Source organism: Nocardia sp. NPDC050712 (assembly GCF_040654295.1).
Lineage (GTDB): Bacteria > Actinomycetota > Actinomycetes > Mycobacteriales > Mycobacteriaceae > Nocardia.
In genome coordinates, this window is record NZ_JBFAHT010000004.1 from 16,107 (window position 1) to 41,316 (window position 25,210).

The 25,210-nt window shown below is 68.6% G+C and carries 20 protein-coding genes; 12 read left to right on the forward strand and 8 right to left on the reverse strand.

What is annotated here, in order from left to right; all coding sequences use genetic code 11:
• Positions 1-43: 43 nt before the first annotated feature.
• Together AB0H76_RS28225 and treZ are read right to left on the reverse strand one after the other, a co-directional pair.
• Positions 44-1,297, reverse strand: coding sequence for a serine hydrolase domain-containing protein (locus tag AB0H76_RS28225; RefSeq protein ID WP_357329978.1), 1,254 nt, complete (start codon positions 1,295-1,297; stop codon positions 44-46).
• A 74-nt stretch (positions 1,298-1,371) separates the two neighbouring features.
• Complete coding sequence (gene treZ, locus AB0H76_RS28230) at positions 1,372-3,102, reverse strand: malto-oligosyltrehalose trehalohydrolase (protein ID WP_357329979.1); 1,731 nt, start codon at positions 3,100-3,102, stop codon at positions 1,372-1,374.
• Between the two features lie 88 nt (positions 3,103-3,190).
• On the opposite strand from treZ, the gene AB0H76_RS28235 reads away from it, so the two are divergent.
• Complete coding sequence (locus AB0H76_RS28235) at positions 3,191-3,805, forward strand: class I SAM-dependent methyltransferase (RefSeq protein ID WP_357329981.1); 615 nt, start codon at positions 3,191-3,193, stop codon at positions 3,803-3,805.
• Here AB0H76_RS28235 and AB0H76_RS28240 read toward each other — a convergent pair.
• Positions 3,802-5,247, reverse strand: coding sequence for an ABC transporter ATP-binding protein (locus tag AB0H76_RS28240; RefSeq protein ID WP_357329983.1), 1,446 nt, complete (start codon positions 5,245-5,247; stop codon positions 3,802-3,804). The genes AB0H76_RS28235 and AB0H76_RS28240 overlap by 4 nt on opposite strands.
• A 66-nt stretch (positions 5,248-5,313) precedes the next feature.
• A complete protein-coding gene (dnaE, locus tag AB0H76_RS28245; RefSeq protein WP_357329985.1) occupies positions 5,314-8,862 on the reverse strand; it encodes a DNA polymerase III subunit alpha in 3,549 nt (1,182 codons plus the stop codon).
• A gap of 324 nt (positions 8,863-9,186) precedes the next feature.
• On the opposite strand from dnaE, the gene AB0H76_RS28250 reads away from it, so the two are divergent.
• From AB0H76_RS28250 to acs, 7 genes are all read left to right on the forward strand, one after another.
• Positions 9,187-10,386, forward strand: coding sequence for a histidine kinase (locus AB0H76_RS28250; RefSeq protein ID WP_357329987.1), 1,200 nt, complete (start codon positions 9,187-9,189; stop codon positions 10,384-10,386).
• A gap of 69 nt (positions 10,387-10,455) precedes the next feature.
• A complete protein-coding gene (locus AB0H76_RS28255) occupies positions 10,456-11,265 on the forward strand; it encodes a LytTR family DNA-binding domain-containing protein (protein ID WP_357329989.1) in 810 nt (269 codons plus the stop codon).
• Between the two features lie 74 nt (positions 11,266-11,339).
• The gene (locus AB0H76_RS28260; protein WP_357330900.1) at positions 11,340-11,684 is read left to right on the forward strand and encodes a hypothetical protein; all 345 of its coding nucleotides are present in this window, start codon (positions 11,340-11,342) and stop codon (positions 11,682-11,684) included.
• A gap of 87 nt (positions 11,685-11,771) precedes the next feature.
• Complete coding sequence (locus AB0H76_RS28265; RefSeq protein WP_357329991.1) at positions 11,772-13,520, forward strand: cation acetate symporter; 1,749 nt, start codon at positions 11,772-11,774, stop codon at positions 13,518-13,520.
• A 163-nt stretch (positions 13,521-13,683) separates the two neighbouring features.
• Complete coding sequence (locus AB0H76_RS28270) at positions 13,684-14,046, forward strand: DUF485 domain-containing protein (RefSeq protein ID WP_357329993.1); 363 nt, start codon at positions 13,684-13,686, stop codon at positions 14,044-14,046.
• Positions 14,043-15,686 (forward strand): cation acetate symporter, encoded by a 1,644-nt coding sequence (locus AB0H76_RS28275; RefSeq protein ID WP_357329995.1) that lies wholly within the window; start codon positions 14,043-14,045, stop codon positions 15,684-15,686. The genes AB0H76_RS28270 and AB0H76_RS28275 overlap by 4 nt, the downstream gene beginning before the upstream one ends.
• A 111-nt stretch (positions 15,687-15,797) precedes the next feature.
• The gene (acs, locus tag AB0H76_RS28280; RefSeq protein WP_357329997.1) at positions 15,798-17,726 is read left to right on the forward strand and encodes an acetate--CoA ligase; all 1,929 of its coding nucleotides are present in this window, start codon (positions 15,798-15,800) and stop codon (positions 17,724-17,726) included.
• A gap of 51 nt (positions 17,727-17,777) precedes the next feature.
• Here the strand turns inward: acs and AB0H76_RS28285 are convergent, their stop codons facing one another.
• The gene (locus AB0H76_RS28285; RefSeq protein WP_357329999.1) at positions 17,778-19,253 is read right to left on the reverse strand and encodes an MFS transporter; all 1,476 of its coding nucleotides are present in this window, start codon (positions 19,251-19,253) and stop codon (positions 17,778-17,780) included.
• Positions 19,254-19,616: 363 nt separating this feature from the next.
• On the opposite strand from AB0H76_RS28285, the gene AB0H76_RS28290 reads away from it, so the two are divergent.
• The 4 genes from AB0H76_RS28290 (at position 19,617) to AB0H76_RS28305 (ending at position 22,975) form a co-directional block, all read left to right on the forward strand.
• Complete coding sequence (locus AB0H76_RS28290; RefSeq protein WP_357330001.1) at positions 19,617-21,098, forward strand: MDR family MFS transporter; 1,482 nt, start codon at positions 19,617-19,619, stop codon at positions 21,096-21,098.
• A gap of 216 nt (positions 21,099-21,314) precedes the next feature.
• Complete coding sequence (locus AB0H76_RS28295) at positions 21,315-21,965, forward strand: hypothetical protein (protein ID WP_357330003.1); 651 nt, start codon at positions 21,315-21,317, stop codon at positions 21,963-21,965.
• Positions 21,955-22,530 carry a DUF6529 family protein gene (locus AB0H76_RS28300; protein ID WP_357330901.1) on the forward strand — a complete coding sequence of 192 codons (576 nt, stop codon included), beginning with the start codon at positions 21,955-21,957 and terminating at the stop codon, positions 22,528-22,530. The genes AB0H76_RS28295 and AB0H76_RS28300 overlap by 11 nt, the downstream gene beginning before the upstream one ends.
• 16 nt (positions 22,531-22,546) lie before the next feature.
• Positions 22,547-22,975 carry a Rieske (2Fe-2S) protein gene (locus AB0H76_RS28305; RefSeq protein ID WP_357330005.1) on the forward strand — a complete coding sequence of 143 codons (429 nt, stop codon included), beginning with the start codon at positions 22,547-22,549 and terminating at the stop codon, positions 22,973-22,975.
• On the opposite strand, the gene AB0H76_RS28310 is transcribed toward AB0H76_RS28305, so the two are convergent.
• The 3 genes from AB0H76_RS28310 to AB0H76_RS28320 all read right to left on the reverse strand — a co-directional run bounded on the left by AB0H76_RS28310 (position 22,972) and on the right by AB0H76_RS28320 (position 25,155).
• Positions 22,972-23,439, reverse strand: a complete 468-nt coding sequence (locus AB0H76_RS28310; protein ID WP_357330008.1) for a VOC family protein — start codon at positions 23,437-23,439, stop codon at positions 22,972-22,974. The two genes, AB0H76_RS28305 and AB0H76_RS28310, sit on opposite strands and share 4 nt — an antisense overlap.
• 85 nt (positions 23,440-23,524) lie before the next feature.
• Positions 23,525-24,217: a hypothetical protein gene (locus AB0H76_RS28315; RefSeq protein WP_357330010.1), complete on the reverse strand. Its 693-nt coding sequence runs from the start codon at positions 24,215-24,217 to the stop codon at positions 23,525-23,527.
• Positions 24,214-25,155 (reverse strand): hypothetical protein, encoded by a 942-nt coding sequence (locus AB0H76_RS28320; protein WP_357330902.1) that lies wholly within the window; start codon positions 25,153-25,155, stop codon positions 24,214-24,216. Before AB0H76_RS28320 ends, AB0H76_RS28315 begins: the two co-directional genes overlap by 4 nt.
• Between the last annotated feature and the right edge of the window lie 55 nt (positions 25,156-25,210).

Consider the following 25,210-nt stretch of genomic DNA (forward strand, 5'->3'; position numbering starts at 1 on the left):
AACGCCGCTCGGCCCGCTGCCACTCGGGCCGAGCGGCCGGGTATCAGGCTGCGGCCTCGCGCGGCGGCTGCACGACGGCGACCCGTCGGCTCCCGCGCAAGCAGTTCATGGTCAGCGGCAACAGCCACATGGCCGACACCTGGTCCAGGCCCATCTGCGGCAGAGTGAGCCGGTTGTGCACGAAGCCGACCGACAGGCCGAGGCGCGGTTCCACCCAGCCGAACGAGCCGCCGAGCCCGATGTGGCCGAAGCCGCCGCGCGCGCCCGCCGTGGGCAGCGAGTGGTAGCCGAGGTGCCACATCATCGGCAGGTAGAACAGCGTGCGGTCGACCTTGTAGCTGCGGATCCGGCGGATCGACTTGACCGTGTGCGGGGACAGGAACTGCTGCCCGTCGGGCGCGCGGCCCTCGGCCAGCGCGCCGTAGAGCGTGGCCAGGCCGGACGCGGTGCACACGCCGTTGCCCGCCGCGAGCTCGGTGGCCAGGATCGGCGGGAATTCGCCCGCCAGAATGCTTTCCATGCCGGGCATGAACAACGCGCGCGCCGCCGCGCCCGCCGCGCCGGGGAAGCCGTGCGAACGGCCGAGCAGCAGCGCGCCGAGCGGAGCGCCGAGCAGCGCGAGCTGATTGCCGGCCAGCGGCGCGTAGGTGGTCCGGGACTCGGCGGGCGGGCGGCCGAGATGGATGCCGTCGGTGCCCAGTGGCTCGGCGACCTCGGTGCGGAACAGCGTGGCCATGCTCTGCCCGGTGACCGCGCGGGCCAGGCCCGCCAGCAGCCAGCCCAGGGTGAGCGCGTGATAGGCCGGGGAGCCCAGCAGGTGATCGGGTTTCGCCGCCGCTAGTCGCTGTTCCATCAGCTCGTGATCGAGGACCTCGGTGGCCTGGGTGGCCAGCGTGCTGATTCCGGACAGGCCCGCGCTGTGCGTGAGCACCTGCGCGACAGTGATGGCGCCCTTGCCGTTGGCGGCGAATTCGGGCCAGTACTCGGCGACCGGGGCGTGATAATCGATGAGCCCGCGATCGGCCAGGCGGTGGATGACCGTGGCCGCGATGCCCTTGGTGGCGGAGAAGATGATCGAGCCCGTGTCCCCGGTCCAGGGCTGCCCGGCGGCCGAACCGGTGGAGATGTCGACCAGGGTTTCGCCGTGGCGCCGCACGACCAGCCCGGCGCCCGCGTCGCGGCGATGTCCGAAGGTACGGGCGAAGGCCTTGACCAGCGGACCGAATTCGGCGGCGGCCGAACCGCCCACACCCGCCGGGAGGGCCGATAGTTCTCCGGACGAAGCCACGTTGCTCATTACTCAACGGTAATGGCGGAGATCATGTCCGGCAATGTCCGTCTCGGACAGTTATTGTCTTGAGCGGTAACAATTTACGAACATGCCGTCCGGTCGGTTTCTATGATGGCGAAGGAATGCGGTGCGAGCAGCGTGTGCGCCGGGCCGCGGCCGACCGGCCGCCAGGACAGCAATTCGGCGCCGGACAGTGGGAACTCGGACGGTTCGGCCGACAGGTTGCACAGCAGGTGGAGCGGCCCGCGGTGCACGATCACCCGGCCTGCGGCCTCGTCTACCTCGACCCGCACCCGCGGCAGCCAGGGGTCGGTGATCTCGGGCCTGGTGCGGCGCAGCGCGATCAGCGCGCGATAGCAGGCCAGGAGCTCGGAGTTCACGGCTTCCCGCCAGTCCAGTTTCGAGCGCAGGAAAGTCTGTGGGTCCTGTGGATCGGGCACGTCCTCGGAGGACCAGCCGTGCTCGGCGAATTCGGCCTTGCGGCCGGTGGCGGTGGCCGCGCCGATCACCGGATCGGTGTGGGAGGTGAAGAACTGGAACGGGGTGCGCGCGCCCCACTCCTCCCCCATGAACAGCATCGGGGTGTACGGCGAGAAGAGCACCAGCGCCGCCTTGACCGCGAGTTGACCGTCGGTGAGGTAGGCGCTCGGGCGATCGCCGAGGGCACGGTTGCCGATCTGGTCGTGATTGCAGGTGTAGGCCAGTAAAGCGCTGGCGGGGAACAGATCTCGATCGATCGGGCGGCCGTGCCTGCGGGCGCGGAAGCTGGAATACGTTCCGGCGTGGAAGAAGCCGTGCGTGTAGGTCTGCGCGAGGGTGGCCAGGGCGCCGAAATCGGCGTAGTAGCCCTGCCTTTCGCCGGAGACGGCGGTGTGGATGGCGTGGTGCAGGTCGTCGTTCCACTGTCCGGTCAGTCCGTAACCGCCGGCCGCGCGCGGGGTGATCAGGCGGGGATCGTTGAGGTCGCTCTCGGCGATCAGGGTCAGCGGGCGGCGCAGGTGTGCGGCCAGAGTCGCTGTCTCGGTGGCCAATTCGGTGAGCAGATGGGTGGCGGTCCGATCGACGAGGGCGTGCACCGCGTCGAGGCGGAGCGCGTCGATATGGAAGTCGCGGAACCAGCACAGGGCGTTGTCGATGATGAAGCGGCGCACGGGATCCGAGTCCGGGCCGTCCAGGTTGAGGCTCTGACCCCAGGTGTTGCGGCCGTCGGTCAGGTACGGGCCGAAGCGCGGCAGGTAGTTGCCGGATGGGCCGAGGTGGTTGTAGACGACGTCGAGCGCCACCGCCAATCCCCGGACGTGGCAGGCGTTCACGAACCGTTGCAGGCCGTCCGGGCCGCCGTAGGGTTCGTGCACCGCGTACCAGAGCACGCCGTCGTAGCCCCAGTTGTGGGTGCCGTCGACGGCGTTGACCGGCATCAGCTCGACCGTCGTGATACCGAGGTCGACCAGGTGATCGAGGCGTTCGATGGCCGCGTCGAAGGTGCCCTCGGTGGTGAACGTGCCGATGTGCAGCTCGTAGAACACCGCGCCCGGCAGTGGCCTGCCGGTCCATCCGGCGTCGGTCCAGGCCGCCGGATCGAGGGCGTGCACCGCCGAGGGCGCGTGCACGCCCTCGGGCTGGCGGGGCGACCGCGGGTCCGGCAGCACCGTCTCGTCCGCGTCGAGCAGAAAGCCGTAGCGCTGGCCCGGCGCCGCCGCGATCTCGGCACGCCACCATCCGCCCGCGTGCGCGGTCATCGGGTGGGTCTCCCCCGCCACCCGCACCCGGACCAGCTCGGCCGCGGGCGCCCACACCTCGAACCCAGTCACCGCGTCAGCATCGCACGGCCGCGCCGGTCCGGCCGATCTCAGGGTCTTCCCCCTGGCACCGGCCGCGCCGGACTGGGACAGTGGGGACGTGGGAATCTACAGCGATCAGATCGTGCCGCGACTCGTCGAGGTGGCCTGCGGCATGGGAATCAACGATCCGCAGCGCGAGCGCGCCTGCGCGGGACTGCACGGGCGCGTGGTGGAGATCGGGTTCGGCTCCGGCTTAAACGTGCCGTTCTACCCGGCCGCCGTCGAGTCGATCAGCGCCGTCGAACCCGCCGACCTCGGCTGGAAGCTGGCCGGAAAGCGCCTCGCGCGCGCCACCGTCCCGATCGAGCGGGCCGGGCTCGACGGCCAGTCACTCCCCTTCGGCGACAACAGCTTCGACTCGGCCCTGTCGACCTGGACCCTGTGCACCATCCCCGACGTCGCCACCGCCCTCACCGAAGTGCGCCGAGTCCTGGCCCCCGGCGGCACCTTCCACTTCGTCGAACACGGCCTCGCCCCCGACGCGAGCGTCCGCAAGTGGCAGCACCGCCTCAACCCGATCCAGAAGGCCTGCGCCGGCGGCTGCAACCTGAACCGGCCGATCCGCGAGCTGATCGAGAAGGCGGGCTTCCAGATCCGCGAGGCCGACGAGTTCTACGCCGACGGCCCCAAACCCGTCGCCGCCCTGACCCTGGGCGTCGCGGTCGCGCCCTAGCGCCCGACCGCCAGGACCGCTTCCCGCGCCGCTGAGCTGCCGAGCGGCACCGCGAGGTCGGACGGCTGAATCAGGCCGGTGCGGTGCGTGATCGCGATGATCGTCGTGTCGCGCGCATGCGCCCGCAGCTGGGTGAAGATGCCGCGCTCGGTAGCCTCGTCCAGCGCCGAACTCGGCTCATCGAGCAACAGCAGCCGCGGCCGGCCGATGAGGGCGCGCGCCAACGCGATGCGCTGCCGCTCGCCGCCGCTGAGCAGCGCTCCGCGTTCCCCGATTCCGAAGTCCAGGCCGGCGTCGAGACTCGCCAGCTTCGGCCCGAATTCGACCGACTCGAGCGCGGCCACGATCTCCCGATCCGGGAATGTCCGCCCGAACAGCACGTTCTCGCGGATACTCGCGTTCATCATCATCGGATCCTGCGGAACGTAACCGATCGCGCGCCAATAGTCTTCCGACCGCAGCGTCGAGAGTTCCACGCCACCGACCGTGATCGACCCGGTGTAATTCCGGCGGGTGCCCAGCAGAATTTCCATCAGAGAGGACTTGCCGGCGCCCGAGGGACCGACGAGGAAATTCATCCGCCCCGTGGCGAAGATCGCCGATACCTCGGTGACCACCGGCGTGGAGCCGGGCTCGTAGCGGTAACCGACATCCTCGAGGATCACCTCGAGCGCACCGTCGCTCGGCAGCATCGCCGTCGCGTCCTCCGGCGGCGGCGGGTGCTCATCGAGAAGGTCCTGGAGCGGTGTGGCCATACTTTTCGCGATCACGAAGTCGCGCAAGGCCGAGGCGATCATCTCGAACGGCCGGTTCAGTTGCGTGAGCACCATCACCAGGACCACGAGTTCGGCCAGCCGGATGCCGCCGTCCTGCCACATCAGGAGTCCGAAGACGATCAGGTACTGCCCGAAGATCAGGACGCTCTGCAAGGAGCCGAACTTGATCCGCCGGTTGGAGAAGTCGTTCCAGGCCTGGCGCGACTCCCGGAAATAGCGGTCGTTCAGGCCGACTCCCCATTCGACACCCCGAAAGACCTTCAGCGACACCACGTTCCCGAGCATGTTGCCGAGCAGATTGGCGGACTCGTTGCCCTTGCGCTGCGCCTTGTCCAGATACTTGGCGGTGACGTCGTTGGCGCGCAACGTCAGCCACGTGGTGAGGACGCCGTAGCCGATCACCGCCGCGCCGACCGTCCAATCGACGTAACTGCCGACCACCACGAACGAGAGCGCGATATCGAGGGAACCCCCGATGAAGACGATCAGGACCAGCTGGACGTACATCTTGTTGGAGTGCTTGAAACTGTGCAGGACGGTGGCGATCCGAGCCGGATTGTGCGAATCCGACAGCGTGGTGTCCGCGCCCAGGATCCGCCGGATGACCACCGAATTCGCATGGTTCGCGACGCGCTGATCCACCGCGTTCACCAGGACCAGCCGCACGTCCTGCGTGAACCGGGCGAGGGCGATCGCTGCGGCGAACTCCCCCCGGCTGCTAGCCGATCGTTGTCATACCCCGAGGCAGCCCGGGCCCAGGAGTGCCTTCAAGTCGCCCATCAGCGCCGAGGACGGGGTGACGCGCAGGCTGTCGTCGAGTTTGAGCAGGGTGGTCTTCTCGCGGGAGCCGACGTGGCGCAGGTGGACGTCGGAGGTGCCGGGGTGGCGGGAGAGGACGCGCTTGAGTTCGCCGACCTTGTCTGGAGTGCACATGCGGGTGGTCAGGATGACCGAGAGCGGTTTGGCCACGCCGATCGAGGACAGGTCGGGGACGACCAGGTCGTTGGCGATCAGCGAGATGCGGTCGTCGCGGACCGAGACCCGGGCCTTGACCAGCACCACGGCGTCTTCGACCACGTCCATGCCGTAGACCGAGTACGACTGCGGGAAGAACAGCACTTCCACGCCGCCGGTGAGATCCTCCAGCTGGGCCGAGGCCCAGGCCAGGCCGTTCTTGTTGATCCGCCGGTTCACCGAGGCGAGGATGCCGCCGATGGTGACCTGGGCGCCGTCGGAGACGTCACCCTCCAGGATCGCCGGGATCTGGGTGTCGACCTGGGCGGCCAGCACGTGCTCGACGCCGTTGAGCGGATGGCCGGAGACGTAGAGGCCCAGCATTTCCCGCTCCAGGGCGAGCTTGTGCTTGGTTTCCCATTCGTCGTCGGGGACCGCGACATTGAACACCGAGGAGATCGACTCGTCGGCGTCCAAGCCGCCGAACAGGTCGAACTGACCGATCGCCTCGGCCTTCTTGGTGGTCATCACCGCGTCGATGGCGTCGGAGTGGATCAGCAGCAGGCCCTTGCGGGGATGCCCGAGCGAATCGAAAGCGCCCGCCTTGACCAGGGATTCGGTGACCTTCTTGGTGCAGGCCACCGCGTCGATCTTGTTCAGGTAATCGGAGAAGTCGGTGTACTTCGACTTCTCCTTGCGCGCCGACAGGATCGAGGCCACCACGTTCGCGCCGACATTGCGGACCGCGCCGAGACCGAAGCGGATATCGGTGCCGACCGAGGCGAAGTTCAGCTCGGACTCGTTGACATCGGGCGGCAGCACGGTGATGCCGAGGCGGCGGCAGTCCGACAGGTAGACCGCCGCCTTGTCCTTGTCGTCACCGACGGAGGTGAGCAGGCCGGCCATGTACTCGGCCGGGTAGTTGGCCTTGAGGTAGGCGGTCCAGAACGAGACCAGGCCGTACCCGGCGGCGTGCGACTTGTTGAACGCGTAGCCGGCGAACGGAAGGATGGTGTCCCACAGGGCCTTCACCGCGGCCTCGGAGAAGCCGTTGTTCATCATGCCCTCGCGGAAACCCTTGTACTCGGCCTCCAGCACCTCGAGCTTCTTCTTACCCATGGCCTTACGCAGCGCGTCGGCCTTACCCATCGAGTAGGAGGCGACCTTCTGCGCGATGAACATGATCTGTTCCTGGTAGACGATCAGACCATAGGTTTCGGACAGGATGTCCTTGAGCGGCTCCTCCAGCTCCGGATGGATCGGGCTGATCGGCTGGCGATTGTTCTTGCGGTCGGCGTAGTCGTTGTGGGCGTTCATGCCCATCGGACCGGGGCGGTACAGCGCGAGCACGGCGACGATGTCGTTGAAGCCGGTCGGCTGCATGCGGCGCAGCAGGTCGCGCATGGGGCCGCCGTCGAGCTGGAAGACGCCCAGCGTGTCACCGCGGGACAGCAATTCGTAGGTGGCCGGATCGTCCAGGGGGAGATTGTCCAGGTCGAGATCGAGGCTGCGGTTGGCTTTGACGTTGTCCAGGGTGTCACCGATGACGGTGAGGTTGCGCAGACCCAGGAAGTCCATCTTCAGCAGGCCGATGGCCTCACACGACGGGTAATCCCAGCCGGTGATGATGGCGCCGTCCTGGGCACGCTTCCAGATCGGGATCGTGTCCATCAGCGGCTCGGAGGACATGATGACCGCGCAGGCGTGCACGCCCGCGTTGCGGATCAGGCCTTCCAGGCCGCGCGCCGTCTCGTAGATCTTGGCGACATCGGGGTTGTTGCCGATGAGCTCGCGGACCTCGGCGGCTTCCTTGTAGCGCTCGTGATCCGGATCGGTGATGCCGGCCACCGAGATGTCCTTGGCCATGATCGGCGGCGGCAGCGCCTTGGAGATCTGGTCGGCGATGGCGAAGCCGGGCTGGCCGAACAGGACGCGCGCGGAGTCCTTGATGGCGGCCTTGGTCTTGATGGTGCCGAAGGTGATCACCTGGGCGACCCGGTCGCTGCCCCACTTCTCGGTGGCGTAGCGGACCATCTCGCCGCGGCGGCGATCGTCGAAGTCGATATCGATATCGGGGGCGGACGGGCGTTCCGGATTCAGGAACCGCTCGAACAGCAGGCCGTGCGGGATCGGGTCGATATTGGTGATGCCCAGCGCGTAGGCGACCAGCGAACCGGCGGCCGAACCACGACCGGGGCCCACCCGGATGCCGACCTCTTTGGCGTGCTCGACGAGGTCACCGACGACGAGGAAGTAGGCTGGGAAGCCCTTCTGCTTGATGACGTCGAGTTCGAAGTAGGCGCGGGAGAAGTACTCCTCGGGCACCCCGTTCGGGAACCGGCGATCCAGGCCGCGCTCGACTTCCTTGCGCAGCCAGGAATCCTGATCCTCGCCCGCGGGCACGGGGAAGACCGGCATGCGGTCCTTGAACGCCCACACGTCGTCGTAGGACTGGATGCGCTCGCCGATGGCGACCGTGTTGTCGCAGGCGCCGGGCACTTCCGCGTCCCAGATCGCCCGCATCTCCTCGGCGGACTTCAGGTAGTAGCCGTCACCGTCGAACTTGAAGCGGGTCGGATCCGAGAGCGTCTTGCCGGTCTGGATGCACAGCAGCGCTTCGTGGTTGGTCGACTGATCCTTGGTGACGTAGTGGCAGTCGTTGGTGGCCAGCGCCGGGATGTCCAGCTGCTTACCGACATTGATCAGGCCCTCGCGGACCCGGCGCTCGATGGACAGACCGTGGTCCATCACCTCGAGGAAGAAATTGTCCTTACCGAAGATCTCCTGCCACTTCGCGGCGGCCTCGAGGGCTTCGCGTTCGTGGCCCAGGCGCAGGCGGGTCTGCACCTCGCCCGAGGGGCAGCCGGTGGTGGCGATGATGCCCTCGGCGTACTGGGCGATGATCTCCTCGTCCATTCGCGCCCACTTGCCGAGCTGCCCCTCCAGGGAGGCCAGGCTGGAGAGCTTGAACAGGTTGCGCAAACCGGTGGCGTTCTCGGCCACCATCGTCATATGCGTGTACGCGCCCGAGCCGGAGACGTCGTCGCCCTTCTGGCCCGGATCACCCCAGAGCACGCGCTTGGTGTCGAATCGGGAGGCCGGCGCGATGTAGGCCTCGATACCGATGATCGGGGTGATGCCGGCGCTCTTGGCGGAGTTGTAGAACTCCGAGGCGCCGTACATATTTCCGTGGTCGGTCATGCCGACCGCCGTCATCCCCAGCCGTTTCGCCTCCGCGAACAGCGGAGAAATCTTGGCGGCACCGTCGAGCATGGAGTACTCGGTGTGGTTGTGCAGGTGAACGAACGATCCGGACGAGGCGGCCAAGACGGTCCTTCCCTCCTTAGGGTGCTCGGGCATGAACGGCTGAAATTTGGCGGTCAGGAGTGAACGACGGGATCGACGGTCAAGGGTGACCGCTGGGAGTCTATGCAAAATCTTCGGGTCCCTGCCAGGGGTCCGACCGCTCGGCGACACAGCGTGTTGGAGATCACCAGCACTCCGCCAGTACACGGCCGGAAACCGCTACCTCAATGACCGAAAGCCGCTACGCGACGCTCCGGCGACACGTGTTGCGACCATAATTCGAGACATGGATGCACCGCTCCCGCGCCACCCGGGTGACCACCCGTTCAGCACCGCGAGCCACCGGTGACGACCGCGGTTGTCGCCGTGACGGTTTCGGCCGTGCTGCTGGCCTGCGCGCTGCTGGTCTGGTCGCGGACCCGCCGGGTGGTCACGACGCCCCAGGAGCGCGCGGTGTATTCCGCGCTGCACACCGCCTCGCTGGCGGCGCGCCCGTTGCGCGGCGGGCTGACCGATCGGTCGGCGCAGGAGGCGGCGCCGCATCTGCGCGAACTCACCGGCGGCGAGGCGCTCGGCATGGCCGACGCGGACGGGACGCTGCTGGCCTGGGACGGTGCGCACGCCGAACTCGCCGAGTACTTCACCGATGCCGCCAAGCGCGCGGTCGCGACCGAGCGGCCGGTGCTGGTGCCGGGTCCCGGGCGGGCCGAGCACAGCGGGCGCACCCTGATCGCGCAACCGTTGCTGATCGAGAACGCGGGCGTGGCGGGGGCGCTGGGCGTGGTGACGACCGGTCAGCCCGGGCCCGGGCGGCTGGGCGCGGTCGCCGAGGTGGCCCGATACGCCTGCGCACAGCTGGAATTGGCGGAGCTGGACGCGTCGCGGGCGCGGCTGGACCGGGCCGAGGTGCGGGCACTGCGGGCGCAGATCAGCCCGCACTTCATCTACAACGCGCTGAACACCATCGCCTCGTTCGTGCGCACCGATCCCGATCGGGCCCGGGAGCTGATTCTCGAATTCGCCGACTTCACCCGCTACTCCTTCCGCGCGGCGGGCGAATTCACGGTGCTGGCCGACGAACTGCGCAATATCGAGCGGTACCTGGCGCTGGAACGCGCGCGTTTCGGCGACGCCCTGCAGGTGCGGTTGCAGATCGCGCCCGAGGTGCTGGGCGTGGTGCTGCCGTTCCTGGCGTTGCAACCGCTGGTGGAGAACGCGGTGCGGCACGGGCTCGGCGGGTCGGGCGGGCGCGGCACCGTCAGCATCGTCGCCACCGACGCGGGCACCGACTGCGTGATCAGCGTCGAGGACGACGGCGCCGGCATGGATCCGGATCTGCTGCGCTCGGGCGCGCTGGACGCGATCGAAACCGGTTCGGGCCCGGCGCGATCCGGGGAAGCCGCGCACGTCGGCCTGGCCAACGTGGACGACCGGCTGCGCGCCGCGTTCGGCAACGACTACGGCCTGATCGTGGACACCGCCCCCGGCGCGGGCACCAAGGTCAGTCTGCGTGTGCCGAAATTCCGGGCGGGTATCCAAGCCTGAGGAACCGCCGCCGACCGCGGGTGTGAGGTCCGCGACGGGCGCTCGGGCACCCTTTACGATGGAGCGATTGTGACACCGACCACGGACAGTGCGGCGGGCACCTTGCGCGTGCTGGCCGTGGATGACGAGAAGCCCGCTCTGGACGAGCTGGTGTACCTGTTGCGCGCGCAGCCCGGGGTCGGAGAGATCCACGAGGCGGCCGACGCGACCTCGGCGCTGCGGGAGTTGCGGGCGCATCCGGTCGACGCGGTCTTCCTGGACATCAATATGCCCGGGCTGGACGGCATGGAACTGGCCGGCATCCTGTCGGAATTCGCCAATCCGCCCGCGGTGGTGTTCGTGACCGCGCACGACGATCGTGCGGTAGCCGCGTTCGATCTGGGTGCCACCGATTACCTGTTGAAGCCGCTGCGCGAGGCGCGGCTGGCCGAGGCCGTGCGCCGCATCGCCGGAAACCGCGGCGCGGCAGCGGAATCGAGCACGCCCGCACCGGAGCAGCCGCGTACCGATCCGAACGAGGTCATCCCGGTCGAGTTGGGCGGGGTCACCACGCTCGTGCCGCGCTCCAGCGTCAGCTGGGTGGAGGCCGACGGCGATTACGCGCGGCTGCACACCAGCGATGGTTCGCACCTGGTGCGGATTCCGTTGTCCGCGCTCGAATCCCGCTGGGAGGACGCCGGTTTCCTGCGCGTACACCGGTCCTACCTGGTCGCGCTGCGCTTGGTGACCGGACTGCGCACGGTCGGCACCGGCACCGTGGTGTGTCTGCGCGCCGAGGGCAATGCCGCTGCCGTCGAACTCCCGGTCAGTCGCCGCCAGGTCCGCGAACTCAAGCAGCGCCTGATCAACGGCCCACGCCAGACGTGGACTCAGCGATGACCGACCATCCGCAGCGGCGAGATCAGGCGGACGCCGATCCCACCGGCCATTCGCCGGCTCGGGGGCAACGGCCGGTGCGTCAGCGGGTAGTGCTGGCCGAGCGGCGCGGCGCGCGGCGTATTCACACGCGGCTGGAGGTCGAGGAGCAGACGGAAATCGGCGAGGCGCTGATCGGTGGTCTCATCCGGGCCCAGCTCGGCCTCGCGCTGCGCATGGCACTGATATCGGTCCTCGTATTGTGTTCGCTGCCGCTGCTTTTCCGGATCGAGGCGATCGACGCCCTGCACATCCTCGGCATCCGCCTCCCCTGGCTGCTCCTCGGTTTCGCCGTCTATCCCGCCCTGTACGCCGTCGGCCGGCTCTACCGGCATCTCGCCGAACGCAACGAACACGACTTTCTCGAACTGGCCGAGGACTGAGGTGCGAACGCCCATTCGCTGCGCGCCGCCGCGACATCGCGCCGCGCCGATGCCGCGTGGCATCGAAACCTGGGCAGCACGGCCGTGATGGGGACAGCGCCGGTGTTGACGGTGTGCGCCTTGGCCTTCGCCGCGCTCGCGACGGTGGCGATCGGGGCCTACGGGGTGCGGATGGCGCGGACCACGTCGGACTTCCTGGTGGCCTCGCGCAGTGTCGGGCCGCGATGGAACGCGGCGGCGATCTCGGGTGAATACCTCTCGGCTGCTTCGTTTCTCGGGGTCGCGGGCCTGATCGCCAAGTACGGGGCCGATGCGCTGTGGTATCCGGTGGGGTTCACGGCCGGGTATCTGGGGTTGTTGCTGTTCGTGGCGGCGCCGTTGCGGCGGTCGGGGGCGTATACGGTGCCGGACTTCGCGGAGTTCCGGTTGGGGTCGGTGCGGTTGCGGCGGCTGGCGGCGGTGGTCGTGGTGCTGGTGTGCGGGGTGTATTTGATTCCGCAATTCCAGGGCGCGGGGCTGACCCTGCGGATCCTGCTCGGGGTGCCGAGCTGGGTGGGGGCGCTGGCGGTGGGGGCGATCGTGATCGCGAACGTCGCCGGGGGCGGGATGCGGTCGATCACGCTGGTGCAGGCGTTCCAGTACTGGTTGAAGTTGACGGCGGTGGCGTTGCCGGCGCTGGTGCTGCTCGGGCACTTCCTGAGCGAGGACCGGCCGCTGGGGTCGCCCGCGCCCCCGGTGGTCACCGTGCGCACGACGGTGGATGTGAGCACCGATGTGGTGGTGCAGGTGGCCGCGTCGCAACAGGTTTCGATCGACGGGCGGCTGGACGGGCAGTCGCTGGACGCGACGGTGGTGCTGGCGCCGGGTACCCACGAGCTCGGGGCCGGGACCAAACTGATTCTCGAGGCGGGCTCGGCGGTGCCGGTGGTGAGCGGTGCCCCGACCGACGGGTCGACGTGGCTGACCCCGGGCGGCGGCTTCGGCGGCGGCCATCCGACCTATCAGGTGTACTCCCTGATCATCGCCACATTCCTCGGCACCATGGGGCTGCCGCACGTGCTCGTGCGGTTCTATACGAATCCGGACGGGCGGGCCGCCCGCGCGACGGCGCTGACGGTGATCGGTTTGGTCGGCCTGTTCTATCTGAGCCCGATTCTGCTGGGCGTCTTCGCGCGGCTCTATGTTCCGCAGCTGCTGATCACGGGCACCTCGGACGCGGCGGTGGTGCTGCTGCCGAGTTCGGTGCTCAGCGGCTTGCCGGGACAGCTGCTGGCCGCGCTCGCCGCCGCCGGTGCGATCGCGGCGTTCCTGTCCACCTCCTCCGGGCTGCTGGTCAGCATCGCGGGCGTGCTCAGTACCGACATGCTGCGCGGGCGGATCCGGGATTTCCGGATCGCGGCGTTGACGGCCGGCCTGGTGCCGCTGGTGCTTTCGGTGACGGTCACCTCGCTCGACCTGTCTCGCACGGTGGCGCTTGCCTTCTCGGTCGCGGCCTCGACGCTCTGCCCGCTGCTCGTCCTCGGGATCTGGTGGCGTGGCCTGACCGCCACCGGCGCGGCAGTGGGTCTGGTCACCGGCGGGCTCTTATCCGGCGGCGCCACCGTGGTTTCGGTGACCGGCGGCATCTCCGGCGCGGTTGCCGGTGGGTGGCCGGCCGCGATTCTCGGCTATCCCGCAGCGATCAGCGTGCCGCTGGCGTTCCTCTCGATGATCCTGGTGAGCAAGGCAACCCGCGGACTGAGCCCGCGCGCGGTCGGCCGGGTGTTCGTGCGCATGCACGCCCCCGAGCGCCTCGGCATGGGCGCCGATCGGGAACGCCGGCTGCACTCGAACTGACCGGGAGCGGCACACCGCCGATCTACCGTTCGTCGCGGCCGCCCGACCGTTCGGCGCAGAAATCCCCGCCTTCACAGAGTGAGCTGGGCCACACCACGAATCGGTCCGGGCGCTCCGGTTACCGTTCAGCGCAGTAAGCCACGTCACAGCGAGGATCCACCTGATGACCAGTATCGATCTCGACAAGGGCGGCGCCGAGCCGCCCCGGGTGCCGAGTGCGGAGGAATTCGCCGAGGTCCAATCGAGTCCCCAATTCCAGGAATTGCGCAGCCGCCTGCGGCGCTTCGTGTTCCCGATGACCGCGCTGTTCCTGCTCTGGTACGTGAGCTATGTGCTGCTCGGGGCCTATGCCCACGACTTCATGGCGACCAAGGTGTTCGGCAACATCAACACCGGTCTGCTGCTCGGCCTGGGCCAGTTCGTGTCCACCTTCGTGATCACCGGGCTCTACGTCCGGTTCGCCAACAAGGAACTGGATCCGCGCGCCGCCGCCATCCGCAACTACCTGGAGGGCGAGAAGGCATGAGCTCCGCCGCTACGCAGTATCTGGCCGCCGAGACCGTCGGTGAGCCGCTGGCGAATATCGCCATCTTCGGCCTGTTCGTCGTGTTCACCATGGTCGTGGTGATCCGGGCCAGCCGCAACACCCGCACCGCCGCCGACTACTTCACCGGCGGGCGCGGCTTCTCCGGGCCGCAGAACGGCATCGCCATCGCGGGCGACTACCTCTCCGCCGCAAGCTTTCTCGGCATCGCCGGCGCCATCGCGGTGTACGGCTACGACGGGTTCCTGTACTCCATCGGATTCCTGGTGGCCTGGCTGGTAGCGCTGCTGCTGGTCGCCGAAATGCTGCGCAACACCGGCAAATTCACCATGGCCGACGTGCTGAGCTTCCGGCTCAAGCAGGGCCCGGTGCGCACCGCCGCCGCACTCACCACGCTGACCGTCTCGCTGTTCTACCTGCTCGCGCAGATGGCCGGCGCCGGTGGCCTGGTGGCGCTGCTGCTCGACATCTCCAGCAAGTCCGGCCAGGCCCTGGTGATCGCGGTCGTCGGCGTGCTGATGATCGTGTACGTGCTGGTCGGTGGCATGAAGGGCACCACCTGGGTGCAGATCATCAAGGCGGTGCTGCTGATCGCGGGCGCCGCGGTCATGACGATCATGGTGTTCGCCAAGTTCGGCTTCAACCTCTCCGACATCCTCGGCGCGGCCCAGGACAAGGTTTCCGAGTCGACGAACAAGGCCGTCGCCGCGCGCGACGTGCTCGCCCCCGGTGCGCAGTACGGCGGCACCTCGATGTCGAAGCTGAACTTCCTGTCGCTGGGTCTGGCGCTGGTGCTGGGCACCGCGGGTCTGCCGCACGTGCTGATGCGCTTCTACACGGTGCCGACCGCGAAAGAGGCCCGGCGCTCGGTGGTCTGGGCAATCGGCCTGATCGGCGCCTTCTACCTGTTCACCCTGGTGCTGGGCTACGGCGCGGCCGCCATCGTCGGACCGGACCGGATCCTGGCCGCCGCGGGCGGGCAGAACTCGGCGGCTCCGCTGCTGGCCTTCGAACTCGGCGGCGTCATCCTGCTCGGCATCATCTCCGCGGTCGCCTTCGCGACGATCCTCGCGGTGGTCGCCGGCCTGACCATCACCGCCTCGGCCTCCTTCGCCCACGACATCTACGCCGGTGTCATCAAGCGCAGCAATGTCGACGAGGTCAAGCAGGTACGGGTATCGCGGATCACCGCGGTGATCATCGGCATCCTGGCCATCGGCCTCGGCATCCTGGCCAACGGCCAGAACATCGCCTTCCTGGTGGCGCTCGCCTTCGCGGTCGCGGCGGCGGCGAACCTGCCGACCATCCTGTACTCGCTGTTCTGGAAGCGCTTCAACACCACCGGCGCCCTGTTCAGCATGTACGGCGGCCTGATCTCGACGATCGTGCTGATCGTGTTCTCGCCCGCGGTGTCGGGCAACAAGACCGCGATGCTCTCCAACCACGACTTCGACTACTTCCCGCTGTCGAATCCCGGAATCGTCTCCATCCCCCTGGCTTTCGCGCTCGGCGTGATCGGCACCTTCGTCGGTGGCCGCAAGCCGGAGAGCCAGGCCCTGGCCGCGGAGATGGAAGTTCGTTCGCTGACCGGTGTCGGTGCTGAAAAGGCGATCGTGCACTGACCGCCGGCAGCGAATAAAAAGCCGCAACGGCGCGGCGTTTCGGTTGGGCCCCGGCGGAGGCCGGGGCCCAACTGCTCTACCTCCCTTGACTGTTCGATAGGAGTTCTTCCAGTGACCAGCGCAACCGACCACGCCACCGCGGCCTTCGAGCCCACCGCGGAGTTCGCCGCGGCCGCCAATGCCGGTGCAGCCCTGCATGACTCGGCCGCGGCCGACCGGCTGGAGTTCTGGGCCGAGCAGGCCCGGCGGTTGCACTGGGAGCAGCCGTGGTCGCAGGTACTGGACTGGTCGGACGCGCCGGTGGCGAAATGGTTCGTCGACGGCAAACTCAACGTCGCCTACAACTGTGTGGACCGGCACGTCTTGGACGGGCACGGCGATCAGGTCGCCATCCACTGGGAGGGCGAGCCGGGCGACTCCCGCGACCTCACCTACAGCGAGCTACTCGCCGAAGTATCCAGGGCCGCGAACTATTTCACCGAACTCGGGCTGCGCGCCGGGGACCGGGTCGCGATCTACATGCCGATGGTGCCGGAAGCGATCATCGCCATGCTGGCCTGCGCGCGCCTCGGCCTGACGCACTCGGTGGTGTTCGCGGGCTTCTCCCCCACCGCGCTGCGCCAGCGCGTCGACGACGCCCAGGCCCGGCTGATCATCACCACCGACGGCCAGTGGCGGCGCGGGACCGCGGCGCCACTGAAGTCCGCCGTGGACGAGGCCCTCGGCGCGGACCGGACGACGGTCGAGCACGTGCTCGTGGTGCGCCGCACCGGAATCGAGGTGCCGTGGACCGAGGGCCGCGATCTGTGGTGGCACGACACCGTGACCGACGCCTCGCCGGACCATCAGGCGCAGGCCTTCGATGCCGAGCACCCGCTGTTCATCCTCTACACCTCCGGCACCACCGGAAAGCCCAAGGGCATCCTGCACACCACCGGCGGCTACCTGACCCAGGCCTCCTACACCCACCACAACGTCTTCGATCACAAAGCCGGACACGACGTCTACTGGTGCACCGCCGACATCGGCTGGGTCACCGGCCACAGCTACATCGTGTACGGACCGCTGTCGAACCGGACGACGCAGGTCGTCTACGAGGGCACCCCGAACTCGCCCGACGAGCATCGGCACTTCCAGATCATCGAGAAGTACGGCGTCAGCATCTATTACACGGCACCGACGCTGGTTCGCACCTTCATGAAGTGGGGCAAGGAGATTCCGGCCGCCCACGACCTCTCCTCGCTGCGCCTGCTCGGCTCGGTCGGTGAACCGATCAACCCCGAAGCCTGGCGCTGGTATCGGGAAGTCATCGGCGGCAACAAGACCCCGATCGTGGACACCTGGTGGCAGACCGAAACCGGCGCCATCATGATCTCGCCGCTGCCCGGCGTCACCGCCACCAAGCCCGGCGCCGCGATGGCCGCGCTGCCCGGCATCAGCGCCGCGGTGGTCGACGACGACGGCGCCGTGCTGGCGGACGGCGCCGGATTACTGGTCCTCGACGAGCCCTGGCCCGCCATGCTGCGCGGCATCTGGGGCGACATGGACCGCTTCCGCGAAACCTACTGGGACCGATTCGCCCAGCAGGGCTGGTACTTCGCCGGCGACGGCGCCAAACTCGACGCCGACGGGGACCTGTGGGTCCTGGGCCGCGTGGACGACGTCATGAACGTCTCCGGCCACCGCATCTCCACCGCCGAAGTCGAATCCGCCCTGGTCGGCCACTCCGGTGTCGCCGAGGCCGCCGTCGTCGGGGCCACCGACGCCACCACCGGCCAGGCCATCGTCGCCTTCGTCATCCTCACCGCCGAGGCGCGGAACACCGGCGACGCCCTCGTCGCGGACCTGAAAGCCGAAGTCTCCCGGGCGATCAGCCCGATCGCCCGGCCCCGCGAGATCCACGTCGTCCCGGAACTGCCCAAGACCCGCAGCGGCAAGATCATGCGACGCCTGCTGCGCGACGTCGCCGAGGGCCGGGAACTGGGCGACACCTCGACCCTGGTCGATCCGAAGGTCTTCGAGGCCATCGCCAAGAGCTGACCGGCACAGCACGGGACCCGGCCGAATGAGGGGGCCGGGTCCCGTGCTGCGTCAGCCCGCGAGGACCGTTTCGCCTTCGGCGGGGACCGGGACGGTGTTGGGCATGATGATCGCCATCAGGACGGCGCCCGCCAGCAGGAAGCCGCCGGCCCACCAGAAGCTGGTGATGTAGCTGTGGACCTGGGCGTCGGCGAGATTCACCGGGGTCGGGGTCTTGCCGACCATGTAGTTGGTCGCGGCGGTGGCGGCGAAGGTGGACAGCAGCGCGGTGCCGATGGAGCCGCCGACCTGCTGGGAGGTGTTGACCATCGCGGAGGCGACGCCCGCGTCGGTGTGGTGCACGTTGGAGGTGGCGCAGGCGAAGGCGGTCGACATTGCGGCGCCGACGCCGAGGCCCATCAGCAGCAGGCCGGGCATGACGTGGGTGAAGTAGTTGCTGTGCAGGTCGATCCGGGTCAGCCAAACCATCGCCACGGCGGCGACGAGGAAGCCGATGGCCGAGACCAGTTTCGGGCCGAAGCGCGGCAGCAGCAGGGTCGGGCCGGTGGTGGAGGCCAGGATCATGCCGACGACCATCGGCATGTAGGCCACGCCCGTGACCATCGGCGTGTACTTCAGGATCAGCTGCATGTAGTAGGTCAGGAACAGGAACACCGCGAACATGCCGATACCGGCCACGAAGACCGCGAGGTAGGCGCCGCCGCGGTGCCGGTCCAGCACGATCCGCATCGGCAGCAGGGGCTGCGCCACCCGGGTCTCGATGAAGACGAACGCCACCAGCAGGATGAAACCGACGACCAGGCACCACACGGTGGTCGCGCTGCCCCAGCCGTGGTCGGCGGCGTGCGAGAAGCCGTAGACGATGCCGAACAGACCGGCCGTCGCGGTGATCGTGCCGGGCAGGTCGAGCGAGGCCTTGCCGTGCGACACATGCCGCGCCAGCAGCAGCAACGCGCCCACCAGCGCCACCCCGGCGAAAGCCAGGTTCACGAACAGCGCCCAGCGCCACGAGCCCCACTCGGTCAGCGCGCCGCCGAGCAGCAGGCCGATCGCCGCGCCCGCGCCCGCGACGGCCGCGAAGATGCCGAAGGCCTTGGCCTTCTCCTTGGGTTCGGTGAAGGTCACCGTGAGCAGGGCCAGCGCGGCGGGTGCGAGCATGGCGCCGAAGACGCCCTGGGCGACGCGCGCGCCGACCAGCATGTGGAAGCTCGAGGCCGCGCCGCCGACGGCGGAGGCGACCGCGAAGCCGATCAGACCGGTGATGAACATCAGCCGCCGGCCGACCAGGTCGCTGAGCCGCCCGCCGAGCAGCAGTAGGCTGCCGAAGGCCAGGGTGTAGCCGGTGATCACCCACTGGCGGTTGGCGTCGGAGAAGCCGAGGTCCTTCTGCGCGTCCGGCAGGGCGATGTTCACCACCGTCGCGTCCAGCACCACCATCAGCTGCGCGATGGCCAGGACCCCCAGCACCCACCACCGTTTGTCCCGGGTGCCGGGCTGGACTGCTGATTCCTCGACAACGCTCGACATGACCACCTCGAGGGGCTCGCCGGATGATGTGCGGAACGGATAACTCCCAAACGGTACCGACCGGTTTGTAGTGCGTCCATGCCCCTGCGCAGTGCTTGTCGCGGGGACGTGACGGGGCTCACGACGGCCGGTAAACATCCGGGAAAGTCACAGGTGATCAGGGGTTTATCTCGGCTATCACCGCGCTGAGCCGGGGAAATTCGGGTGAAACGTGTCGGTGCCCGCAGGAATACTGATCCGCGACCGATGAGTTGTTCGAAGCGATCCCGTCAGATCCCGTGTGGCATCCGGAACGTGTTCGTGCGACTCGGCATCGGCCCACCCCCTCGACTTTCCGCTCACGTACACCCGGAGGTAGCCCGCATGCGCGCCGACATATCCGCCCCGTCAACGGGCGGAAAAACGCCGACGGTCATCAGACTCCTGGTGCTCGCCACCTTCGTGGTGATCCTCAACGAAACCATCATGATCAACGCGATCCCGAGCCTGATGCACGACTTCGAGGTCGATGAGCAGGCCGCGCAGTGGGTCTCCACCGTCTTCATGCTGACCATGGCCGCGGTCATCCCGGTCACCGGCTGGTTCCTGCAGCGCGTCACCACCCGCCGGGCCTACGCCATCGCGATGGGCGTCTTCCTGGCCGGCACCGCGCTGTCCGCGATCGCGCCGACCTTCGAGGTGCTGCTGCTCGGGCGGGTCGTCCAGGCCGGCGGCACCGCGGTGATGATGCCGCTGCTGATGACCACCCTGATGACGGTGGTGGCCGAGCAGGATCGCGGCAAGGTGATGGGCAACGTCACCCTGGCCATCTCGGTGGCCCCGGCGATGGGCCCGGTCATCTCCGGTCTGGTGTTGCAGTGGGCGTCGTGGCGGTGGCTGTTCGTGCTGGTGCTGCCGATCGCCGGCGCGGTCACCTACCTGGGTTTCCGCAAGCTCGAGGACATCGGCGAACCGCAGACCGGCGATATCGACTGGGCCAGTGTGGCATTCGCGGCACTGGGCTTCGGCGCCCTGGTCTACGGCCTGAGCAAGTTCTCGCCCGACAATGTCGCCTCCCCGGTGCTGCTGGTGGTCGCCGGCATCGCGCTGGTCGCGGTGTTCGCGCTCCGGCAGATCCAGTTGCAGCGCAACGGTTCGCCGCTGATGGATCTGCGGGTCCTGCTGGCCGGCACCTACACCAAGAGCCTGATCCTGATGTCGATCGCCTTCCTGGCGATGCTGGGCTCGATGATGCTGCTGCCGCTCTACCTGCAGAACCTGCGCGGCCTCTCGGCGCTGGAGACCGGTCTGCTGGTCATGCCCGGCGGCCTGGCGATGGGCCTGCTCGGCCCGACCGTCGGCAAGATCTTCGACCGCTTCGGCGGCCGTGTCCTGGTGATCCCCGGCTCGATCGGCATCACCGCCGCGCTGGCCGGTTTCACCCAGATCTCGCTGACCATGCCGTACTGGCAGCTGCTGGCGCTGCACATCTTGCTGATGGTCTCGCTGGCCGCGGCGTTCACCCCGGTGTTCACGCTGGGTCTGGGCGCGCTGCCGCCGCACCTGTACTCGCACGGCAGCTCCATGCTCGGCACGCTGCAGCAGGTCTCCGCGGCCTTCGGCACGGCGCTGGTGATCACGGTCATGGCGACCCGCACCAAGACCCTGGTCGAGGGCGGCACCGAGCCGATCGCCGCACAACTCGACGGCATGCGGCTGGCCTTCGGCTTCTCCGCGGTGCTGTCGGTGGTCGTGATCGTCATGGCGGTGCTGCTGCCGGCCCGCGCCGCAGCCGGCGCGCACGGTCACGGCGGCCCGGTCGAGGTCGAGGACGAGGCCCCCGCACCGGAATTGGTCAAGGACTGATCCGAACGACTGGTCGAGCCCCGCACCGAAAGGTGCGGGGCTCTTCCCGTCTCGCGGGGGCGACGCGCGTCGGCGAAGCGCAACACGCCGTAGCAGCCCCGCCGCGAATGTCCGTTTGAACCATCGGCGCCCACTGCCACGTACACAATGCGAAACAGGTGGATTCGGCACGCTGAGGGCCGGATGCAGCTGTCCGGCAACGACAGTGGAGCTCCTATGAAACGTCTCGGGCCGTGGCTGACCTTGGCGGCGGTGGCCGTGCTCGGTCTGGTCCTGCTGGTCGTCAATATGTCCAAGGACACCGAACCCTCGACCGCGCAGCCGAATTCCGGCCCCGCCACCTCCAGTGTCACCGCCGCGCCGACCACGACGGCGCCGAAGGCGACGCCGTTCCCGGCCGCCGCCGACTACGTCGCCACCATTCCGCTCGCCGCGGGCGGCACCATGACCCTGGAGATCACCGTCGAGGGTGAGAAGGCGATCGCCTACGCCTGCGACGGCAAGACCATCGAGTCCTGGCTGCAAGGCCCGGCGACCAACGGCACGCTCAAGCTGACCGGCAAGAACGACGCCACCCTGACCGGCAACTTCGACGGCAAGGCGGTGAACGGCAACCTCTCGATCGGCGGCAAGCAGTGGGAGTTCTCGGCGCTGCCGGTCACGCCGCCCGCCGGGTTGTACGTCTACAACGAGGGCGGGGTCCGGCAGAGCTGGATCGTCGACGGGACCGGTGCCGTCACCGGCGTGCAGCGCGGCGCGGACGGCGCCACCACACCCGCGGCGCCACTGAACTCCGACGCGACCGCGGTCGTGAACGGCAAGAAGATAACCGCGACCAAGGTTAGTGGTGGTGACAGTGTCGGCTGATCCGAACGCGCCAACCGTCCGGCGGGTGCGGCCCGCGGGCCCGGCGGCCATCGTGCTCCCGCTGCTGGTGGGTGCGGCGGTCGCGGTGCTGCTCGGGGTGTACGCGAAAGTCCATGAGCCGCGGTTCTTCTCGGTGAACGTGGCCGGGTTCTCCAGCCCGACGGCGGTGAAGACCTGGCTGGCCACGCTGGCGTTCGTGCTGGCGCTGTTCCAGCTGTTCTCCGCGGCCGCGCTCTACGGCAAGATCCGCCCGCTGGCCCAGGCCTCCTGGACCGGGCCCGCCCACGTCTGGTCGGGGCGCCTCGCGGTGCTGGCCAGCGTCCCGGTCGCGGTGCACTGCCTCTACGCCCTCGGCTACCAGGATTCGACCACCCGGGTCCTGCTGCATTCGCTGTTCGGCTGCTTCTTCTACGGCGCGTTCGTCGCGAAGATGCTGCTGCTCACCCGGAAAGGCCTGCCCGGCTGGGTGATTCCGCTCGCGGGCGGCGTGGTGTTCAGCGGGCTGACCTTCGTCTGGCTGACCTCGGCGCTGTGGTTCTTCCTCAACAACGGCCTGACCTTCTAACCGAAAGATCACACCTATGACCAGCACTGATGTGAACCGCCGCGCGGTCGTGGCCGGGGCGGGCGCCCTGGCGACCGTCGCGACGCTGGCCGCCTGCACCACCTACGGCAAGGACGACTCCCCCGCGCCGGCGACCACCGAGCCCGCGCAGCCGGGGGCGGCCGGGCCGAGTGGCCTGGCCAAGACCGCCGACATTCCGGTCGGCGGCGGCAAGATCATCGGCAGCACCGTGGTGACGCAGCCCAGCGCGGGCACCTTCGTCGGGCTGGACACCACTTGCACGCATGCCGGCTGCAAGGTCAGCGAGATCGCCGGCGGCACCATCAACTGCGCCTGCCACGGCAGCAAGTTCAACCTGGACGGCACCGTGGCGAACGGCCCCGCGACCCGCCCGCTGAAGTCGAAAAGCGTCCGGGTGGAGGGTGATTCGATCGTCGAGGGCTAGGCGTCGCCGAAGGCCTGCGCCATCCGGCGGTCCATCTCCTCGGGCGGCACGTCCTCGACGTGGGTGGCCACGGTCCAGCGGTGGCCCCACGGATCCTCGAACGCGCCGCTGCGATCGCCGTAGAACTGGGTGGTCAAGGGCGTGAGTTCGATGGCCCCGGCCTGCAGGGCGGCGGCGAACGCGGCGTCGACATCGGCGACGTAGACGTAGATGTTGACGGGTGTGCCGCCGACCGTCTTCGGGTCGAGGAAGTTCATTTCCGGCTCCGGGTCGCCCAGCATGATCAGCGAGTCGCCCAGCGTCAGCTCGCAGTGCGCGATCTTGCCGTCCGGGCGGGGCATGCGCATCCGCTCCGAGGCGCCGAACACGTGCTTGTAGAAGTCGATCGCGGCGGCGGCGCCGTCGACCGCCAGACCCGGCGACACCGCCGGGTAGCCATCGGGAACAGGCTTGACATCGGACATGAGAGACCTCCGGTCGAGTCAATGATGGGAACAGCTGCGAGCCTATTCCCGAGCCCGGGCGAAATGGCCGGTTCGACCCGATGATCTAGCTCAGGCGGCGCACCTGGGCGGCGGTCACCGCGGTGAGCACGCCCGGATCGACGGCGTCCAGCCCGGTCACCGCCACCTGCGCGAGCGTATTGCCCACCTGCACCAGCGACACCAGCGTCACCAGGGTGATGCCGTCGCTGGAGGTGCGCAGCTGGAAGGAGGTGATGGCGTCCCCGGCGGGCGGCTGCTCGAGCCCGCCCAGGCGGAAGTCGATGCGGGTCTTGTCCGCGTCGGTACCGGAGTAGGCGGTGCAGCCACGCAGGGTCTGCTGGACGGCGGCGAACGCGGGGCCGATCTGGTCGGTGGGGTAGCTCGCGGCGTCGATGTCGATGCTGGAGAAGTTGGGCCCGTTGTAGCCGATGAAGTTCCAGGCGCGTGCCTGCGGGCGCTGTTCGCCGAGCGGGGTCATCACCTGCTCGCACCCGGCCGGGTCGGTCGGCGGCGGGTCACCCAGCGGGAGGTCCGCGGAGCGCGAGGTCCCGGACGGGGTGAAACCGGCGGGCAGATCGGCGGGGTCGAGCAGCCGGGCCAGCAGGACGTCGGAGTTGTCGATCGGGGTGCCCGGGGCGGGGGCCGCGGCGACGACCGGGCCGAAGGCGGGCGGGGCCGGGGTGTCCTCGGTGGTGTCCGAGCCGCAACCGGCCGCCAGGGCGGCGCCTACCAGGACCAGGCCGAACCCCTTGTTCACTCGGTCCACGAGACCTGCGTGGTGATCGTCTGCTGCAGATTGCTCTGGCTGTGCGGATCGCTGTAGGCCTGATGACCACCGACGGAGATCATCCCCGACACCGGCAGCGGCAAGCCGAGATCGACGGTGATGGTGCCCTGCCCCTGCATCACATAGTCCTGGATGTCGAGGGTGCCCGTGTTGTTGGGCAGCGACCACACCTTCGACTTCGGCACCTGGGTGACGTTCAGATCGATGACGAGCCGGTTGCCGTCGCGCTCGGTGAGGGTCGCGGTGGTCACCTGATCGAGGGTGACGCCGCCGTCGACCTCCTGGTGCACCGTCCACACCGCGCCCTGCCCGACGGGCTCGTCCGGGAACATGATGGACCGGTAGACCGCTTGGTAGAAGGCCTGTTCCAGCGCGGCGCGCGCGGCGTTGGAGGTATCGGGCGAGGGCGCGAGGCGCAGCGCGGTGATGGCGCCGTCGTCGCTGAACTCGAAACCGGCGTGCGAGCCGTCGGCGGCGGTGAGCGCCTTGTTCAGCGCCGGATCGGTGCTGGTAACCGAGCCGAGGGTCAGATCGCAGCCGTCGGAATTCGTTTGCGCCGTCATCGGAATGGTCAGCGGCGCGGTCGAGAAATCGCGCATCGGCTGATCGTTGATCTGCTGCTGGATCCGGTGCTCGGTACGCAAGGTCACCTGCTGGGTGGTGCCCGCCGCGTAGCTGGGACGCAGCATCGCGCGCGGCTCCTCGCCCGCGGAGATCAGCGTGGCCGCGGCCTCGGAAATCGGGACGGTGACTTCCTTCCCGATGCCGAGCGGTTCGGTGCCGTCGGAAACGGCCGCCGTGTCACCGTCGTCGGCGCAACCGACAGTGAACGCCGAAAGCCCGAGCGCGAGCACCACGAGCAGCACACCCGAGCGAGCGACCCGGGGGGCGTGGGGGGAAGACAACACCGTCACAACCGACAGCGTACGACCGCTTCCTGAGTGGCGGCTTTGAGCTATCGGA